The organism is Streptomyces sp. TRM68416, assembly GCF_014596915.1.
In the GTDB taxonomy this organism is placed as follows: Bacteria; Actinomycetota; Actinomycetes; order Streptomycetales; family Streptomycetaceae; genus Streptomyces.
In genome coordinates this window covers 183,933-201,516 of the sequence record NZ_JACVWU010000015.1, presented here as the reverse complement: position 1 = coordinate 201,516, position 17,584 = coordinate 183,933, and the positions used below count along the sequence as shown (strand labels likewise).

Annotated in this window: 16 protein-coding genes; 6 read left to right on the top strand and 10 right to left on the bottom strand. The window is 72.1% G+C overall.

Annotation, left to right across the window (positions count from 1 at the left end; translation table 11 throughout):
• Window positions 1–51: 51 nt before the first annotated feature.
• Window positions 52–1,431, top strand: coding sequence for an 8-oxoguanine deaminase (locus ICC28_RS24215; protein ID WP_188290788.1), 1,380 nt, complete (start codon window positions 52–54; stop codon window positions 1,429–1,431).
• A gap of 221 nt (window positions 1,432–1,652) precedes the next feature.
• The gene (locus ICC28_RS24210) at window positions 1,653–3,050 is read left to right on the top strand and encodes a nucleobase:cation symporter-2 family protein (protein WP_317454085.1); all 1,398 of its coding nucleotides are present in this window, start codon (window positions 1,653–1,655) and stop codon (window positions 3,048–3,050) included.
• A gap of 112 nt (window positions 3,051–3,162) precedes the next feature.
• Here the strand turns inward: ICC28_RS24210 and ICC28_RS24205 are convergent, their stop codons facing one another.
• Entirely contained in the window at window positions 3,163–4,590 is a 1,428-nt protein-coding gene (locus ICC28_RS24205; RefSeq protein ID WP_188290787.1) for an MFS transporter, read from the bottom strand.
• A 102-nt stretch (window positions 4,591–4,692) separates the two neighbouring features.
• On the opposite strand from ICC28_RS24205, the gene ICC28_RS24200 reads away from it, so the two are divergent.
• Window positions 4,693–5,094, top strand: a complete 402-nt coding sequence (locus tag ICC28_RS24200) for a winged helix-turn-helix transcriptional regulator (RefSeq protein WP_188290786.1) — start codon at window positions 4,693–4,695, stop codon at window positions 5,092–5,094.
• Window positions 5,095–5,128: 34 nt separating this feature from the next.
• On the opposite strand, the gene ICC28_RS24195 is transcribed toward ICC28_RS24200, so the two are convergent.
• From ICC28_RS24195 to ICC28_RS24180, 4 genes are all read right to left on the bottom strand, one after another.
• Window positions 5,129–5,551: an acyl-CoA thioesterase gene (locus ICC28_RS24195; RefSeq protein WP_188290785.1), complete on the bottom strand. Its 423-nt coding sequence runs from the start codon at window positions 5,549–5,551 to the stop codon at window positions 5,129–5,131.
• 65 nt (window positions 5,552–5,616) lie between these two features.
• Entirely contained in the window at window positions 5,617–6,267 is a 651-nt protein-coding gene (locus tag ICC28_RS24190; RefSeq protein ID WP_188290784.1) for a hypothetical protein, read from the bottom strand.
• A 68-nt stretch (window positions 6,268–6,335) separates the two neighbouring features.
• Window positions 6,336–6,935: a histidine phosphatase family protein gene (locus ICC28_RS24185; RefSeq protein ID WP_188290783.1), complete on the bottom strand. Its 600-nt coding sequence runs from the start codon at window positions 6,933–6,935 to the stop codon at window positions 6,336–6,338.
• A gap of 55 nt (window positions 6,936–6,990) precedes the next feature.
• Entirely contained in the window at window positions 6,991–8,199 is a 1,209-nt protein-coding gene (locus tag ICC28_RS24180; protein WP_188290782.1) for a pyridoxal phosphate-dependent aminotransferase, read from the bottom strand.
• Between the two features lie 82 nt (window positions 8,200–8,281).
• Between ICC28_RS24180 and ICC28_RS24175 the strand changes: the two genes are divergently transcribed.
• The gene (locus ICC28_RS24175; RefSeq protein ID WP_188290781.1) at window positions 8,282–8,908 is read left to right on the top strand and encodes a winged helix-turn-helix transcriptional regulator; all 627 of its coding nucleotides are present in this window, start codon (window positions 8,282–8,284) and stop codon (window positions 8,906–8,908) included.
• A 55-nt stretch (window positions 8,909–8,963) separates the two neighbouring features.
• Here ICC28_RS24175 and ICC28_RS24170 read toward each other — a convergent pair whose 3' ends face one another.
• The 3 genes from ICC28_RS24170 to ICC28_RS24160 form a co-directional block, all read right to left on the bottom strand.
• Complete coding sequence (locus ICC28_RS24170; protein ID WP_188290780.1) at window positions 8,964–9,731, bottom strand: hypothetical protein; 768 nt, start codon at window positions 9,729–9,731, stop codon at window positions 8,964–8,966.
• Window positions 9,731–10,990, bottom strand: a complete 1,260-nt coding sequence (locus ICC28_RS24165) for a VWA domain-containing protein (RefSeq protein ID WP_188290779.1) — start codon at window positions 10,988–10,990, stop codon at window positions 9,731–9,733. The genes ICC28_RS24170 and ICC28_RS24165 overlap by 1 nt, the downstream gene beginning before the upstream one ends.
• Window positions 10,991–11,051: 61 nt before the next feature.
• Window positions 11,052–12,566 (bottom strand): IucA/IucC family protein, encoded by a 1,515-nt coding sequence (locus tag ICC28_RS24160; RefSeq protein ID WP_188290778.1) that lies wholly within the window; start codon window positions 12,564–12,566, stop codon window positions 11,052–11,054.
• 112 nt (window positions 12,567–12,678) lie between these two features.
• Between ICC28_RS24160 and ICC28_RS24155 the strand changes: the two genes are divergently transcribed.
• Window positions 12,679–14,163 carry an IucA/IucC family protein gene (locus ICC28_RS24155; protein ID WP_188290826.1) on the top strand — a complete coding sequence of 495 codons (1,485 nt, stop codon included), beginning with the start codon at window positions 12,679–12,681 and terminating at the stop codon, window positions 14,161–14,163.
• Between the two features lie 127 nt (window positions 14,164–14,290).
• Here ICC28_RS24155 and ICC28_RS24150 read toward each other — a convergent pair whose 3' ends face one another.
• A complete protein-coding gene (locus ICC28_RS24150) occupies window positions 14,291–15,004 on the bottom strand; it encodes a hypothetical protein (protein ID WP_223189331.1) in 714 nt (237 codons plus the stop codon).
• Window positions 15,005–15,285: 281 nt separating this feature from the next.
• Here ICC28_RS24150 and ICC28_RS24145 point away from each other — a divergent pair, with 281 nt between their 5' ends.
• Window positions 15,286–16,329 (top strand): sodium:calcium antiporter, encoded by a 1,044-nt coding sequence (locus ICC28_RS24145; RefSeq protein WP_188290825.1) that lies wholly within the window; start codon window positions 15,286–15,288, stop codon window positions 16,327–16,329.
• Window positions 16,330–16,731: 402 nt separating this feature from the next.
• On the opposite strand, the gene ICC28_RS24140 is transcribed toward ICC28_RS24145, so the two are convergent.
• Window positions 16,732–17,505 carry a hypothetical protein gene (locus ICC28_RS24140; RefSeq protein WP_188290776.1) on the bottom strand — a complete coding sequence of 258 codons (774 nt, stop codon included), beginning with the start codon at window positions 17,503–17,505 and terminating at the stop codon, window positions 16,732–16,734.
• Window positions 17,506–17,584: the final 79 nt, after the last annotated feature.

The window sequence follows — 17,584 nt, the reverse complement described above, 5'->3', positions numbered from 1 at the left end:
AATCTCCAGGGTCCTGCCGTGCCCTCTCCACCACAGCGCAAAGGACGAACCATGGCAGCAGACCAGCGCATCGTCATCGAGAACTGTGCGATCGCGACCGTCGACGCCAACGACACCGAGTACCCGAGCGGTCACCTCGTCATCGTCGGCAACCGCATCGAGTCACTCGGCGCGGGCAGGGCCCCCGAGGGCCTGGAGAACGTCGTACGCCGCATCGACGCCACCGGCCACCTCGTGACCCCCGGCCTGGTCAACACCCACCACCACTTCTACCAGTGGATCACCCGGGGCCTGGCCACCGACCACAACCTCTTCAACTGGCTCGTCGCGCTGTACCCGACCTGGGCGCGCATCGACGAGCGGATGACCTACGCGGCCGCGCAGGGCTCGCTCGCCATGATGGCCCGCGGCGGTGTCACCACCGCCATGGACCACCACTACGTCTTCCCGCACGGCTCCGGCGACCTGTCCGGCTCGATCATCCGCGCGGCCCGCGAGATGGGCGTCCGCTTCACCCTCGCCCGTGGCTCCATGGACCGCAGCGAGAAGGACGGCGGCCTGCCCCCGGACTTCGCCGTCGAGACCCTGGACGGAGCCCTCGCCGCCACCGAGGCCACCGTCAAGGAGCACCACGACGCCTCCTTCGACGCGATGACCCAGGTGGCCGTCGCACCCTGCTCGCCCTTCTCCGTCTCCACCGAACTGCTGCGCCAGGGAGCCGAGTTGGCCCGCAACCTCGGCGTACGGCTGCACACCCACGGCTCGGAGACGGTCGAGGAGGAGCAGTTCTGCCATGAGCTGTTCGGCATGGGCCCGACCGACTACTTCGAGTCCACCGGCTGGCTCGGCGAGGACGTGTGGATGGCGCACTGCGTCCACATGAACGACTCCGACATCGCCGCCTTCGCCCGCACGAGGACCGGCGTCGCCCACTGCCCCTCGTCCAACGCCCGCCTCGCGGCCGGCATCGCCCGCGTCCCCGACATGCTGGCCGCCGGTGTCCCCGTGGGCCTCGGCGTCGACGGCACCGCGTCCAACGAGTCCGGCGAACTCCACACCGAGCTGCGCAACGCCCTGCTGATCAACCGCCTCGGCGCACACCGCGAGGCCGCGCTGAACGCCCGCCAGGCCCTGCGCCTCGGCACCTACGGCGGCGCCCAGGTCCTCGGCCGCTCCGCGGAGATCGGCTCGCTGGAGGCGGGCAAGCTCGCCGACCTCGTGCTGTGGAAGCTCGACACCCTCGCCCACGCCTCCATCGCCGACCCGGTCACCGCGCTGGTCTTCGGCGCGGCGGCCCCGGTCACCGCGTCCTTCGTGGGCGGCGAGCAGATCGTCGAGAACAACCGACTGCTCACCGTCGACGAGGACGCCGTCGCCCGCTCCACCCGGGAGCAGGCCCAGCGTCTGGCGCGGATCGCCGCCCAGAGCTGACCGGTTGAAGATCTCCGGCCGGGAGGGACGGCTCCCGGCCGGTGGCCGTGGACCCGAGCGGGGTCCGTGGCGGCCGTCTCCGGGGCGCGCATGGACGTGTGCGCCCCGGAACGGTCTTCCGTCCCCCTTCTGGAAACGGTCCCGCACGACCGCAGCACCACCTCCTTGACACCCACCGCCGCGACTCGCGTGGTGGTGTAACCGACCGGAGGAGAGCCGCCGTGTCCGCCCCACCCGTCCACCCCGTCGACGAGAAGCTCCCCGCCCTGAGAATGGCGACGACCGGCCTGCAGCACGTGGCCGCCATGTACGCCGGAGTCGTCGCCCCACCGCTGATCGTCGGCGCGGCCGTCGGCCTCAGCGCCACCGACCTGACCTTCCTCACCGGCGCCTGCCTGTTCACGGCCGGCCTCGCCACCTTCCTCCAGACCATCGGCATCTGGAAGATCGGCGCCCGGCTGCCCTTCGTCAACGGCGTCACCTTCGCCGGCGTCGCCCCCATGACCGCGATCGTCGCCTCCACCGACGACAAGTCCGACGCGCTGCCGATCATCTTCGGAGCGGTGATCGTCGCGGGTCTCCTGGGGTTCATAGCGGCCCCGTTCTTCAGCAAGATGGTCCGCTTCTTCCCGCCCGTCGTCACCGGCACCGTCATCACCCTGATCGGCGTCTCCCTCCTGCCGGTGGCCTTCGGCTGGGCTCAGGGGCCCAACCCCGCGGCGGCCGACTACGGTTCGACCACGAACCTGACCCTCGCCGGGATCACCCTGCTGCTCGTCCTGCTGCTGCGCCGCTTCACCCGGGGCTTCGTCAAGCAGATCGCCGTACTCCTCGGGCTGGTCGGCGGCACCCTGATCGCCATCCCCTTCGGAGTCACCGACTTCGGCCCGGTGGCGGACGCGAACGTGATCGGCTTCCCGAGCCCCTTCCACTTCGGTGCCCCGCAGTTCCAGCTCGCCGCGATCGTCTCGCTGTGCGTGGTGATGGTGGTGTCGATGACCGAATCCACCGCGGACATGCTGGCGTTGGGCGAGATAGTGGACCGCCCGGCCGACGAGAAGACGATCGCGGCCGGCCTGCGCGCGGACACCCTCGGCTCGGCGATCAGCCCGCTCTTCAACGGCTTCATGTGCAGCGCCTTCGCCCAGAACATCGGCCTGGTCGCGATGACGAAGATCCGCAGCCGCTACGTCGTGGCCGCGGGCGGCGGCTTCCTGGTCCTGATGGGCCTGTGCCCGATGGCCGCCTCCCTCATCGCGGTCGTACCGCGCCCGGTGCTGGGCGGGGCGGGCGTGGTGCTGTTCGGCTCGGTCGCGGCGAGCGGCATCCAGACCCTGGTCCGGGCCGGCCTGGAGAAGGACAACAACGTTCTGATCGTGGCCGTCTCCCTGGCCGTCGGCATCATCCCGATCTCCGCCCCGGAGTTCTACCACTCCTTCCCGGAGACCGCCCGGATCGTCCTGGACTCGGGCATCTCGACCGGCTGTGTGGTCGCGGTCCTGCTCAACCTCGTCTTCAACCACCTGGGCCGGGGCGGCGACGCCCAGGACGTGACGCATCCGATGGAGGCGGGGGAGGAGATCAGCGGCGTCTCCAAACCGGCCGCGGCAGCGCCGTGAGCACGACGAACACCTCGACGGGGAGAGCGTAGGGGTCTTCGCACGGGAGGCGCTCACCGTCGGGGTTCGCCGACCGTGAGCGCCTCCGGCTGCAGGTGCCGCTACGGGGTCATCAGGGCCGGGGCCGCAGTACCGCCGCCGCCAGCCCCAGGGCCGCCGCCGCGATCACCGCGGCCACCCGGAACGCCAGCTGGTAGCCCTCGGCGGTGGCCGCCACCGCCTCGGCGCCGCCGCTCAGCAGCCCCTCAGTCCGGCTCGCCGCCAGCACCGACAGCACCGCAAGACCCAGCGAACCGCCCACCACCTGCGTGGTGTTGAACAGTCCGGACGCCGCTCCCGAGTCCTCCTCCCGGGCCCCCGACATCGCGAGCCCCGTCAGCGCGGGCATCGCCGCGGCGAAGCCGACGGAGAGCAGGAGCATCGGCGGCAGGACGTCCGCCCCGTACGAACCGTCCGCCGGCGCGCGGCTGAGCAGGCCCATGCCCACGACGATGAGAGCGAGCCCCGCCAGCAGCACCCGGTACGGTCCGAAGCGCCCGACCACCCGCGCCGACAGGGTCAGCATCAGCACCCCGATCACGACCGGCGCCGGCAGGAATGCCGTACCGGTGAGCAACTCGCCGTATCCCAGCACGCGTTGCAGGTACAGCGCCCCGATGAACTGGAAGCCGTACATGGTGGCGACCATCAGGATCTGCACGGAGTTCGCGCCGGTGAGCAGTCGGGAGGCGAACAGGCGCAGGCGCAGGAGCGGACGGGCGGCCCGGGACTGGCGGACGGTGAACGCCACGAACAGGGCCACGGCCACGGCGGCCATCACCAGTGTGGTGGTGAGGTCACGCTCGCCCGACCCGACGATGGTGTACACCGTCAGCATCAGCGCACCCGTCACCAGTGCCGCCCCCGGGTAGTCGGCTCCCTTCCCGAGCCCCGCGCCCTCCTCCCGGTCCAGCACCCGCACCGCCGCCGCCCACGCGGCCACCCCGACGGGCAGGTTGATCAGGAAGATCCAGTGCCAGTTCAGGGCCTCGGTCAGCGCCCCGCCGAGGAACGTGCCGAGCGCCCCGCCCGCGGCGCCCACCGCACTGAACACCGCGATGGCACGCGCCCGTTCGCTCGGCTCCGGGAACAGCGCCACCAGCATCCCCAGCACCACTGCCGAGGTCATCGCCCCGCCCACGCCCTGCAGTGCCCGCGCGGCGATCAGCACCTCCTGGCTCGTCGCCACCCCGCACAGCACCGACGCCACGGTGAACACGGCAAGGCCCGCCGTGAACATCCGCTTGCGGCCCACCAGGTCACCGAGCCGCCCGGCCAGCAGCAACAGCCCGCCGAAGGGGATGAGGTAGGCGTTGACCACCCAGGCAAGACCGGACGCCGTGAAGCCCAGGTCGCTCTGGATGGCCGGCATCGCCACGGTCACGATGTTGCCGTCGAGGACGGTCATCAGCGTCCCCGCGCACAGGATGACGAGGGACAGCCAACGCGAGTACGTTCGTCTGGCCGTCGTAGGCGTTCGGGACTCGATGAGGGCCGTCATGGCGGCGTCGCCTCCGTCTTTCTTCCGGGCTTCCAAAGGTGCACGACTTGTAACGGGGAACATCGTGCGGAACCCTGGAGGCCGGCGTAAGGAGGCAGTTGAATGTCCCAGAGGCACACCGGTGTTACCTCGCAGGTCGTGAACGCGCACGCGTGTCCCGTCCGCGAAGTTCTTGACAGGGTCGCCGGAAAGTGGAGTGTGCAGATCCTGGTGGCCGCCGCCCACGGCCCCATCCGCTTCACCGAGTTGGAGCGCAGCATCGAGGGCATCAGCCGCCGCATGCTCACCCTCACGCTGCGCAACCTGGAGCGCGACGGACTGGTCACCCGCACCGTCCACCCCACGGTCCCGCCGAAGGTCGAGTACGAACTCACCCCGCAGGCGCGGGAGTTGCACGAGACCTTGCAGCGGCTGACCGACTGGGCGGAGCGCAACCGCGTCTACATCGCCGAGGCGCGGGCGGCCTACGACGTCGAACACGATCCGGAACTCGTCGACGCGTAGGCGCTCCGCGGTGGCCGCCGTTCGGTCCCCGGGCTCAGAGGCCGAACAGGCTCGGGTCGGTTGCCAGTTCCTTGAAGTAGTCCTGCGGGTTCGCCACCATGCGGCGGGCCGTCAGGTCCAGCAGTCCGCCGACCGCGGAGAGTTCGGCCGCCACGGTGCCGTCCGCCTTGGTGACGGTCTGCTCGATCCGGAAGGTCTTGCCGCCGCCCCACTCGAAGGCGCAGGACACGTCGACCTCGTCGCCGGCCAGCAGCTCCCGCTTGTAGCGGATGGTCGTCTCCAGGGCGACGGGGCCGACGCCCTTGGCGATCAGGCCGGCCTGGCTGATCCCCGCCGCCTGGAGCAGCGACCAGCGGGCGTGCTCGGCGTAGTTGATGTACACGCTCTGGTTGAGGTGACCCTGTACGTCGGTCTCGTATCCGCGGACGGTGATCCGGACGGAGAACGGCTCGCTCACGAAGTGCCTCTTTCTCATCATCGATGCCCTGTGCACTGATCCTGAGCCCGATCCTGGCACGCCGCTCACGTCCGCCGCGGGGAAGCCAGCAGATAGCGGGCGCGGGTACGGGGGTCGGTGTGCTCGCCGGTCTGCCAGCCGGCCTTCTCCAGGGTCCGCGCGCAGGCGGCGAGCGCCTCGGCGTCCGGCTGCCGCACGGCGACCGCCTCCGGCTGCGGGGTGGCACGCACCCGGTAGCCGTCGCTGTCGCCGCCACCGCTGTCGCCGTCCGGTCCGGCCGGACGATGGCCCGCGGCCTCCAGGGCGAGCGCGGCGGCCTGCACCAGATGCGTGCGCTCCCAGCCGCAGGGGCGGTCCGTGGCACCGTCCGGGTTCGTCATCCGGCGCAGCTCCAGCAGCCCCTGCCAGGCGCTGTGCACCTCGCGCACGCGGGCCGGGCCGTCCTCCGGGGGCTCTGCCTCGCCACCGATCCGGGCGGCGAACACACCCGAGTCGGCGGCGGAAGGCTCCTCGACGACCTCCTCGGGGACCGCCTCCCGTATCCGATGCCCGGCCGGGGTCAGGAAGTGGTCGTGCGGCGGCCGAGGATGCCGGAACGCCAGCCCCTGCCTCACCAGCGCCGCGAGCTGCGCCTCCGTACCGCCCCGCAGCCGCCCGGTCACCGGATCGGCGCCCTCGATCACACGCCGCTGAGCGGCGGTCGGCGGTCGCACCACGACACCCTCCCTCCCGGAGATCCCCACCGCTTCGAAGGCTACGACCCGGGTCTGACAGTGACAGTGGGTTACGGTCCCGGCTTGTTGTTCCAGCCCGCGATCACCGGGCGTCCGTGCTCGGTGCTCAGCCGGCACACCGTCCCCGTGGCCAACTGGAAGAGCGCGCCGTCCGCCGGGGGCAGTCCCAGGCGCCGTGCGGTGAGGACCCGTAGGAAGTGGCCGTGGGCCACCAGCACCACGCAGCCCTCGGTGTTGGCGAGGGCCGCGTCCACCTTGGCCAGGACCCGGTCGGCCCGCTCGCCGACCTGCTCCGGGCTCTCCCCGGGGTGTTCCGGCGGCCCGGGGGCGACACCGTCGGTGAAGAGGAACCAGCCGGGCCGGGTGCGCTGGATCTCCACGGTGGTGATGCCCTCGTAGCCGCCATAGTCCCACTCCCGCAGGTCCGGGTCGATGCGCGGACCCTGGAGCCCGATGAGTTCGGCCGTCTCACGCGCGCGCTGCAGCGGGCTGACGAGCGCCGCCCCGATCCGGTGCGAGCGCACCAGCGGCACCAGCCGGCGCGCTTCCGCCCGGCCGTGCTCGGTCAGCGGAACGTCCGTCGAACCGGTGTGCCGCCCGGACCTGGACCACTCGGTCTCACCGTGCCGCACCAACAGAAGATCACCCATGCCTCACAGGTTATGGGCCCAAGTCGCCAGACGCGCCACCGCCGGTACCCGCCCGCTACTGCCGGTACCCGCCGAGGAACCGCCCGATGCGCCCGATCGCCGCCTCCAGGTCCTCGGCGTGCGGCAGGGTGAGGATGCGGAAGTGGTCGGGGGCGGGCCAGTTGAAGCCGGTGCCCTGGACGACCTGGATCTTCTCCCGCAGGAGGAGGTCGAGGACGAACTTCTCGTCGTCGTGGATCCGGTGGACCTTGGGGTCGAGGCGGGGGAAGGCGTACAGCGAGCCCTTCGGCTTCACGCACGACACGCCGGGGATCTCGTTGAGCTTCTCCCAGGCCACCGTGCGCTGTTCGTGCAGCCTGCCGCCCGGCGCGGTCAGCTCGTCGATGGACTGGCGGCCGCCCAGCGCGGCCTGGATGGCGTACTGCGCGGGCGCGTTGGCGCACAGCCGCATGGAGGCCAGCATGGTCAGGCCCTCCAGGTAGTTCCTGGCGTGCTGCTTGGGGCCGGTGACCACCAGCCAGCCCGAGCGGAAGCCGGCCACCCGGTACGTCTTCGACAGGCCGCAGAAGGTCAGTACGACGAGGTCGGGGGCGAGCGCGGCGACCGAGTGGTGCACGGCGTCGTCGTAGACGATCCGGTCGTAGATCTCGTCGGCGAAGACCATCAGGCCGTGCCGGCGGGCGAGGTCGAGGATGCCCTCGATGATCTCCTTCGGGTAGACCGCGCCCGTGGGGTTGTTGGGGTTGATGATGACGACGGCCTTGGTGCGGTCGGTGATTTTCGACGCCATGTCGTCCAGGTCCGGGTACCAGTCGGCCTGTTCGTCGCAGAGGTAGTGCACCGCCTTGCCGCCCGCGAGGGTCGTCACGGCCGTCCAGAGCGGGAAGTCAGGGGCGGGGATGAGGACTTCGTCGCCGTCCTCGACGAGCGCGGTCACGGCCATCGAGATCAGCTCGGAGATGCCGTTGCCGAGGAAGACGTCGTCGACGTCGACCTCCAGGCCCAGGTTCTGGTAGCGCCCGGCGACGGCCCGGCGGGCGGAGAGGATGCCCCGGGAGTCGGTGTAGCCGTGCGCCTGCGGCAGCATCCGGATCATGTCCTGGAGGATCTCCTCCGGTGCCTCGAAGCCGAACAGCGCGGGGTTGCCGGTGTTCAGGCGCAGCACGCTGTGGCCGGCCTTCTCCAGCGCGTCCGCGTGCTCGATCACCGGGCCGCGGATCTCGTAACAGACCTCGCTGAGCTTGTTCGACTGCCGGAACTCCATCGCGCCCCTCCAGTAACTGGTGTTACTTGGTTTTACCAAGTCTCTGCTTGGAAAGTCCAACGACATGTCTAGACTGCGTCGCATGTCACCTCGCCGAAGCTACGACCAGTACTGCTCCGCCGCCCGCGCCCTCGACGTCGTCGGCGACCGCTGGACCCTGCTGATCGTCCGCGAGCTGCTGGCCGGCCCGCGCCGCTACACCGACCTGCACGCGGACCTGCCGGGCGTGAGCACCGACGTACTCGCCTCGCGGCTGAAGGACATGGAACGCGACGGCCTGACGACAAGGCGCCGCCTGCCCCCGCCCGGCGCGGCCTACGTCTACGAACTCACCCCGCGCGGCCGCGAGTTGATGCCCGTGCTGCAGGCGCTGGGCGGCTGGGGCGAGGCGGAGCTGGGGGAGCGGCGGCCCACGGACGCCGTACGCGCCCACTGGTTCGCACTGCCCCTGCTCAGGGCGCTGGAGGGCGAGGGGCTCGTCGAAGTGCACCTGGACGAGGGAGAGTTCCATCTTCACGTCGGTGCCGAGGAGGGGCCCGTGTACGGTGACGGGCCCGCCCCGGCCGAGCCCGACGCGCGCCTGACACTGGACACGGACACCTGTACGGCCGTGGCGCGGGGGGAGGCGAGCGTGGCCGACGCGGTCCGGGACGGCCGGATCGGCGTCACCGGCGAGGGGACGCTCGCCAAGGCCCTGCGGGAGGGATAGGCGCAGCGAAAGGCCCGCCGCGCCGAAGCGCGACGGGCCCTGTCGTACAAGGGAGTCAGGCCCTGGACGGCCGTCCCGGCCCGCGCGTCAGCGCATACCCGCCGACGCCCGCCAGCGCGGCCAGCACGCCCCCGATCGCGGTCCACACCCAGCGGTCGGACCACCAGCCGGACACCCAGCCGTCCTCCGGCTCGATGGCGGAGAGCACGGCCGAAGTCTCCTCCTCGGAACCGGACTTCATCGCGACACCCGGCACCAGCGGCTCGGCCAGCGAGCCGTCCACCGCGGCCGCGCCGCCGATCTCCTTGGAGTCGACCCGCACTTCGGCGCCGACGGGCAGGCCCCGGTCGCCCGTCGCCAGGTCCAGCGCCGTCAGCCGGACGTAGTACGTGCCCGGCAACGGGTCGTTCGCCCACGGCTCCGACCAGGCGCGGACCGTGCGCAGCACGCAGGCCAGCTCCACGGAACCGGCGTCCGCCGCGGCGGTGCGCGTCTGCGCCCCGTACTGGCAGGCCTGGCGGCGCCGCAGTCCGTCGTAGACGTCGATCTGCCAGGTCTCGGCGGCGTGCGTCTCAGGGAGCTTCACCGTCGCCTTGACAGTGGGGCGCTGCCCGGTGTCCGCGGGGAACGACCAGTAGAGGTAGTCACCGGCCGAGGCGCTCGCCGTGGCGAGCTGTCCCTGCTCGATCTCCGCCGCCGTACGGAAGGAGGTGCCCGCGGTGGTGGGGGCGGCCTCCTTCTCCGCCGGGTCGTCCGCCGCTGCCGGTGCCGCCGCGAGCCCGAGCAGCAGCAGGGCCGTGCTCAACGTACGTGTGATCCGCATCAGTTGGTCCTCCAGACCGCGACCCGCCAGCGCGACACCCAGCCCCAGAGCAGACCGGCGAGGAAGCCGGTGAGGACCAGCACCCCGAGCAGCCACCAGCCGCGGCCGAGGCCGAAGGAGGCCACGTCGCTCGATCCCGACGGCCCGTCGACGACGTCCACGGTCAGCTCCAGCGGCAGACCGGGCGTGGTCTGCACACCGGAGGCCGCCGAGAAGGAGTGGGTGACCTGGAGGCACACGGTCTCGGTGGGCGCCTCGTCGCGGTCGGCCTTCGGGTAGCGCAGGCCCGTGGAGGCCACGTCCGTACGGCCGTTGCCCGCCGCCTCACCGCGCACGATCTCCCGGCCGTGCACCGTGACCGCCCGCAGCAGCACCCCGTACGAGGGGTTCACGGCCCGGTCCGCCGCCACGCTCACCGAGGCGCGCAGCTCCTGGCCGGGCTCGACGTCCACCCGGTACCAGCGCTGCTGCCCGAACTCCGCGCGGTCGGTGTACAGACCGGAGTCCAGCGTCGGAGCCTTCGCACAGGTCGCGGCACCGTCGGTGGCCACCGGCGTCACCACCGGGTCGGCCGCCCGGTCCACCAACTGGTTGACCTTGTCGGTGAGTTCCTCGGTGTGCTCGATCGAGGTGAACGTCCCGCCGGTCGCCTCGGCGATGCAGCTGAGCTGCTGCCGCAGCTTGGTGTTCGGGACCAGGCCGAGCGTGTCGATGGTCAGCCCGATGCCCTTGGCGGCGATCTCCCGGGCCACCTCGCACGGATCGAGCGGGGCGCAGGTGTCCTCGCCGTCGCTGATCAGCACGATCCGCTTGGAACCGGTGCCGCCGTCGAGGTCGTCGGCCGCCTTCAGCAGCGCCGGACCGATCGGCGTCCAGCCGGTGGGGGCGAGGGTCGCCACCGCCGCCTTCGCCTCGGTGCGGTCCAGCGGGCCGACCGGATAGAGCTGCGCGGTGTCCTTGCAGCCCTCCTTCTGGTCGTCGCCCGCGTAGTTCGCGCCGAGGGTCCGGATGCCGAGTTCGACCTCCTCGGGCGTCGCGTCGAGGACCTCGTTGAACGCCTGCTTCGCCGCCGCCATCCGGGACCCGCCGTCGATGTCCCGGGCCCGCATGGAGCCGCTGACGTCGAGGACGAGGTTCACCTTCGGCGCGTCCTCGCCCGTGGGTTCGCCGGCGGCCGCTCCGGCCGGGAACGCGAGCCCGGCCGTCAGTGCGGCGAGCAGGGCGCAGGCCCCCGCCACCAACCGTGTTCTTGTGATCATCGGCGGATCCTATTGATCAGAGGCGCCCCACTCCAAAACGACCGGTCACCGCAACGACCGGTCACCGCAGCGGATTGGGCAGCATCGCCCACTGGTCCCCGGGCGTCCCCGGCGACAGCCGCATCAGCGTGAGCGCCTTCGTGGGCAGCGCCTGCCCGCACAGCGCGTCCAGGTCCGCGGTGCGCGGCAGATCCCGTACGGCCGTCTCCAGCGCCTCCCGCAGCGCCGCCGCCGAACCCGCCGTACCCGCGAGCGCGCCCGCCACCAGCGAACCGAACAGCTTGCGCCGCAGGGTGGTCTCGTCGTCCGTCACGATCCGTCCCGTCAGGGCGGGCACCGGGATGCCGTGCCGGGCCAGCCGGGCCGGGCTGACCCGGATGTCGGCGAGATCGCGGTAGACCAGACGCAGCGGGGTGCCGTCGGCGGCCAGCACGACGAGCAGGTTCTGGCCGTGCGCCTCCAGCGCCACGCCCAGCTCCAGCAGGTTCAGGCCGACGGTGAGCGCGAGCCGCGCGAAGTCGGCCAACCAGGCGGCGGAAGAGGGCAGTTCGGTGGTGGCGAGGGCGGCCACCGGCACCACACGCTCGCCCTCACCCGCGTAACACTGCGGCGACTCGCGCAGAACGGCCGCCAGATCGGGGGAGTCCGCGGTGGCCGCGCCCAGCGTGCGGGTGAAGTGCAGCAGTCCGCCCGTGCGCCCGGCCAGGGACTCCGCGAACGCCGACAGCGTCGCCGACATCGCGATCGAGTACACCGAGATGTCCCGCACCGAGGACGTCAGCCGGGCGCTCAGTGCGGTCTTGACGTGCGGCCCGCCGGGCAGGGCGAGGGTGCGCAGCGACATCAGCGGGCGCGCGCCGCCCCACGTCCGCCCACCCGAAGTCGCCTTCGTCACCGCCGCCTTGAGGACATGCTCCGCCTGCCACGGATGCACCGGCAGCAACAGCCGTTCCCGCTCGCGTAGTTCCTCCGGCCAGTCACCGCTCACCAGGCACTCGTCCACCGGCACCGGCCACAGCCCCAGCTCCACCACCGGCCGGTGCTCGGGCCCGTACGCCAACTGCTCGGCCACCGAGAAACCCGGCCGGGAACGGCAGTTGGGATGGAACGGATGCCCGTCGACCACCCGCTGCTCCCACTCCCAGTCCTGCCCCGGCCACCCCTCCGGGCCGTCCGGCTGCGCCGCCCGGGACAGCGCCAACGACGCCACACTGTGCCCGAGTTCGGCGGCGAAGGCCGTACCGTGCGGCACGCCCAGACCGGTCAGCAGCCGGGCCGGATCGTCGTACGCGACATCGTCCAGGTGCAGGGCGGTGACGTACGCGGCGGTCGCGTACGGGTCCGGGCGCGGACCGTGCAGACGGCGGCCGTCGGCGAGCCGCAGGGTGACATGGTCCCGGCCGGGCTCGCGGCCGGTGACCCAGGGCAGCGGCTCATGGGTGAACGCCCGCCACAGCCGGGTCAGCACGGCCGCGCGGGCACCGGGCAGCTCGGCCGCGTACCGGGGCGCGAGACCGGGGCGTACTTCGGCCAACTCGGCGGTGACCTCGGCCTCTGCGGTGGGGGAACGGTGCACGGTCGGGCTCCTCGGGTACGACTAGGGACGTCAGGGCGGGCGGACGACAACAGACATACTGATCGTCTTCGCCCGAACAGCCCGTAGAGAACGAGTGAAACGCGTGGACCTCATGCCCCTGCCCGCCGGCGCCGACGCCGCGACGCCCGACCCCGTCGCGGACCGCGCCGACGCGTACGCGGCAGCGCCCCTGCTCAACTGCCTGCTGCGGGAGGTGGCACAGCCGCTCCCGGCACCGGGGGACCACCGGCTGCCCAGCGGCCGGATCCTCCATGTGCGCGGCGGGCGGCGCCCCGCCGCACCCGAACTGCACACGGACGGCGGCCGGCGCCGCGTCGGCCACGCCGAACTGGTCAAACTCGTCGTCGAGGAACTGCGCCTGCACACCGGTCTGACCAACCACGAACTGCCCGCCGAGATGATCGACAGCCGGGACGCGGTCGCCGCGCTGCTCACCGCACGCGCGCGGGCGACGCCGCCCGAGGACCCGTACCTCCGTTCCGAACAGGCCCTGCTCACCGGCCACCCCCACCACCCCGCGCCCAAGGCGCGCGGCGGCGGCCCGGTCGCCCGGTGGCTGCCGTACGCGCCCGAGGCGCACGCCCGCTTCCCGCTGGTGCTGCTCGGCCTGCGCGAGGACACCGTCGTAGAGGAGGGCGACACCACTGCCCTGGACGCCCTCGGCGAGGCGCCGCCCGGCTACCGGCTGCTGCCCGCCCACCCCTGGCAGCTCGACCTGGTCGACCTCGCGCCCGCCTTCGCCGACGGCCGCCTGATCCGACTCGGCACCACCGGCTTCGAGACCTGGCCGACGGCCGCGATCCGCACGCTGTACGCGCCCGCATCCGACCTGTTCCTGAAGTTCAGCCTCGACGTGCGCATCACCAACGACATCCGCCGGCTGTGGCGCCACGACCTGCTCAAGCTCCGCCGCACCGACGCGGCGGTCACCGCCGCCTTCGCGGACGGCCCCGCGGCCTGGCTCAGCGACCGCGGCTACCGCACCGCCGACTTCGCTTTCGAGGAACTGGCCGTCCTCGTCCGCGACGGCCTGCGCGACCACGTCCGGCCCGGCGCCACCCCGCTGCTCGCCGCCGGCCTGGTGGAGGGCTTCGACGGCAGCCCCCTGTCCGGTACGGCGGACCCGGCGGCCTGGTGGGAGGCGTACCTGGCCGCCGTCGTACCGCCCGCCCTCACCGCCTTCGCCGAGCACGGCGTCGTCCTCGAAGCCCACCTGCAGAACACGCTGGTCGCCTTCGACGCCGACGGCATGCCCGTGCAGGCGCTGTTCCGGGACGCCGAGGGCGTGAAGCTGCTGGCGGACGTGGACCGGGCGGCGGGCTGGGAGCGGCTGGTGTACTGCCTGGTCGTGAACCACCTGTGGGAGGTGGCGGCCGCCCTGTCCGAGCACCACCCCGGCCTCGACCCCTGGCCCGCCGCCCGCCGCGAACTGTCCCGCCACGCCCTCCCCGAGATCCCCGCCCTGCTCACCGTCCCCACCCTGCCCGGCAAGACGAACCTGCTGCTGCGCTGGACCGGCGCGGACGGCGCGGACGCCCGCTACCTGCCCCTCCCCAACCCGCTGGCCGGCGCCTGACCTGCTCCAGGCCGGCGGATGTGCTGCGTGACGTGACCGGTGTGCGATGTGTGACCCCGCTGCGGTCGGGCGGCTCCGTGCCCGGAGCGGCGGACCGAGGCGGGTGTCTTCTGAGCCGCTGGCCTGCTCACCAGTACTGAGGCTCGTACGGAGCGCTGCCGTTCTCGCTGTAGTAGGCGTGGACCAACGAGATACGGGCGACGGTTCGGTCCTCTGCCACTGCCTGCCCCGCGGCCTTCCGGCCCGCGAAACTCCGCTGCTCCCGCTCGTAGGTCTCGACACCCTCGAAACGGGGCGCGGCGTCCAGAAGGTCCAAAGCCTCACTGCCCCGGACCAGCGTGACGACGAGCCGGTCGTGCGTCCTTGCGTCGCGGTACTCGTGGCGTTCGGCGGCCGAGTCCCCGGCGACAGGGAACCAGGTCTCCGTGCCGGTCCACCGGGCGTCGCCGAGTGCCCCTGCCCAGGTGTCGCCGGCCGTGCGCGGATCCTCGTCGAGGACGAGGTAACGCTCCAGTCGCCACTGGCAGCTCAGCGGTCCGGAGGGCTCTCCTTCGAAGGGGAGGTTGCGCAGACAGCGGTCCGCTGCAGCGGCACCGAGCGGCCGCGGGGTGCCCGGAAGACCGCCGACGGTTTCCTGCAGCCGGTGCTCGGCCCGCGCCTTGGCCTGGCTGCTGGCCGTATCGACCTCACCGCTGCGCGACAGGGAGGCCATCGGCGCCCCTGGCAGCCGCACATAGCCGAACGACCAGGCCGTGGCCAGGAAGACCGTCAGTACGGTCACCACGACTGCCGTACCGGCGGCCCGATGCCGCCACCGTGGGGGTGTCGCTGTTCTCGCCATGCACAGATCTTCACAAGCCCACGTCACCGAACGGCTACGAGGGTGTTCTGCGTCGGCCTCCAGTCCCGCCCGTGGCCGCTCAGCCCTCTGCGGTGCCGCCCTGCTCGCTGACGCCGGACCGCATCAGGGCGTGCTCGTCCGCTGTCTGTCGTCCCTCGTCGGTCCAGCGACGGGCGGAGCGCCGAACAGCGCTGGCGTGGCGTGTGGAACGCGTCCTGCGCGGTACGGGACAGTCGACCAGCCGACCGCTTCCCACCGTCGAGGGGTTTCCGTTGCCTGCTCTGCTGACCGGTCTGTGGCCCCTGGGCTGGAGTGTCGCCGTCTTCCTCCTGGCCACGGCCGTCACGGTGGTGTGCAGCATCCGGCTCGCCGGGGTGGGCGACACCCTCGCCGATCGCACCGGCTGGGGGGAAGCGCTGTTCGGCGCGGTGCTGTTCGGGCTCGTGACGTCCCTTTCGGGCATCGTGATGACCGCGGTCAGCGCCGCCGCGGACCAGCCCGGCCTTGCGTACAGCAACGCGGTGGGCGGCATCGCGGCGCAGACCGTCGCCCTCGTCGTCGCCGACGCCTTCCTGCGGCGGGTCAACCTCGAACACGCCGCCGCCTCGGTGCCGAACATGCTGTTCGGCTGCCTGCTCATCGCCCTGCTGGGGATCGCGGTGATGGCGAGGTTCAGCCCGTCCGTCACCTTCCTGGGCCTGCACCCGGCGTCCGTGGTCATGGTGGCCTTCTACCTCGGGGGCCTGCGGCTGGTCCGCAGCCAGGGAGGGCCCATGTGGCGTGCGGTGCCCACCGGCGACACCGTCGCCGACGTCCCCGACGAAGACGGGGACGGGGACGACGGAGGACTCGCCCGCCTGCGGACATCGCGGCTGTGGACGGAGTTCGCCGCTGTCGCGGGTCTCGTGATGATCGGAGGGTGGGCGGTGGCCCGCGCCGCGGAGGGCATCGTGGAACACACGGGCCTGAACGCCGGCTTCGTGGGCGCGGTGTTCATGGGGCTGGTCAACGCCCTGCCCGAGACCGTCACATCCATCGCCGCCGTCCGGCGCGGCGCCGTCACCCTGGCCATCGCCGCGATCGTCGGCGGGAACTGCCTCGACGCGCTCAACCTCGTCGTCGGCGATGTCGCCTACCGGGGCGGATCCCTTCTGCACGCCGCGACCCGGGACGAACTGTTCCTCACGAGCGGCGCGATGGTCATGACGTCGGTCCTGCTCGGCGGCCTTCTGGTCCGCCAGAGGCGCGGCTGGCTCCGGATCGGATTCGACGGTGTCCTGCTTGTCGCCCTCTACGCGAGCATCGTCGTCGTCCTCGCCTTCTGACTGCCGGCACGCACCAGCCGTCGAAGCAGCGCGCTCACTGGGATCCCCGCGGTCCCGCGTCCTGTGCCGGCATGGGCAGGCGGCACATGCTCCGAGCTGGTGTCGGGTGGGGCGGGGCCGAGGTGCTCGTGGGCCCGGTCGCCGTGACATCACCAGCCGCACCCCGGGTCCGCGCCAAGGGCCGCAGCGGCGTTCCGAGTTCGATGCGCGTGCCCACGCTGCCCCGTGCCGCTACGGCCCCTGGCGGCGGCGTATGGCGCGCTGGTGGAAGGTTCGGCACCGCAAGACCAAGATCAGAGAACGGTGCCATGGCGTCCGGGGCGTTTCGAAGTGGACTGATTGCCTCTCATGTCTAGTGGTCCATCACTGGGTGCACAACGGATGAAACGACCGCGGGATGTGTCAGTAGGTCAGGACGACGCAGCCGTTCGCGCCGGGGAGGCTTTCGGTGTGCTGGTGGGCAAGGCCGTTTGCGGAGCCCGATCCTCCCGCTCCGCCGCTGCCCGCTCCGGCTCCGCAACTGCTGGGCGGAACGGCCCCGGGTGCGCCGCCGACGCCTCCCGCGCGGGTATCGGCATTCGCTGCGGCGCCTGCCTGGCCCGTGTAGACATTGGGGAAGCTGCCGACGCACCAGCTCATGCCGCGATCGCCTCCCGCGCCTCCGGTGCCGGGAAAGGCGTTTCCGCTGTGGTGCCCGCCGGCACCGCCCTGCGCACCGGCACCGGCCGTGTCGTTGACCGTGAGGGCCGAGTTCCCCCCGGGCGCGCCGTCTCGGTCCAGGCCACTGGCCGGCCCGCCGGCGCCGCCCGCGGCGACGGTGATGGTGATCCTGTCGCCGGGCTTCACGGTCAGGACGCAGGAGGAGTTCGCGCCCCCGCCTCCGCCCCCGCCGCCTGGCTGGCTCGTGCCGTCCCCGAACGCGGCGCCGGATCCGACCCCGCCACCCCCGCCGCCCCCGCCGGTCAGGCTCACCGCGACATAGGTAACGTCGCTGGGCACGATGACGGTGTAGCTTCCCGGAGTGCTGTAGGTCCGCGTCTCAAGGGCATGGGCGGGAGCGGCCGTGGCCAAGGACTGCACTACCCCGGCCATCGCCATGAGACCCACCATCCCCACTCGCGGACGGTAGATGGAGCGAGGACCGGACCAGCGCCGCGCGCCGGGGACAGTGATCATGTGTGTTGCGTCTCCTTGCACGTCCGCACCTGGCTGTCGATGCCACACCGTAGGGCTTCGGGCCTCACGGCCGGGAGGC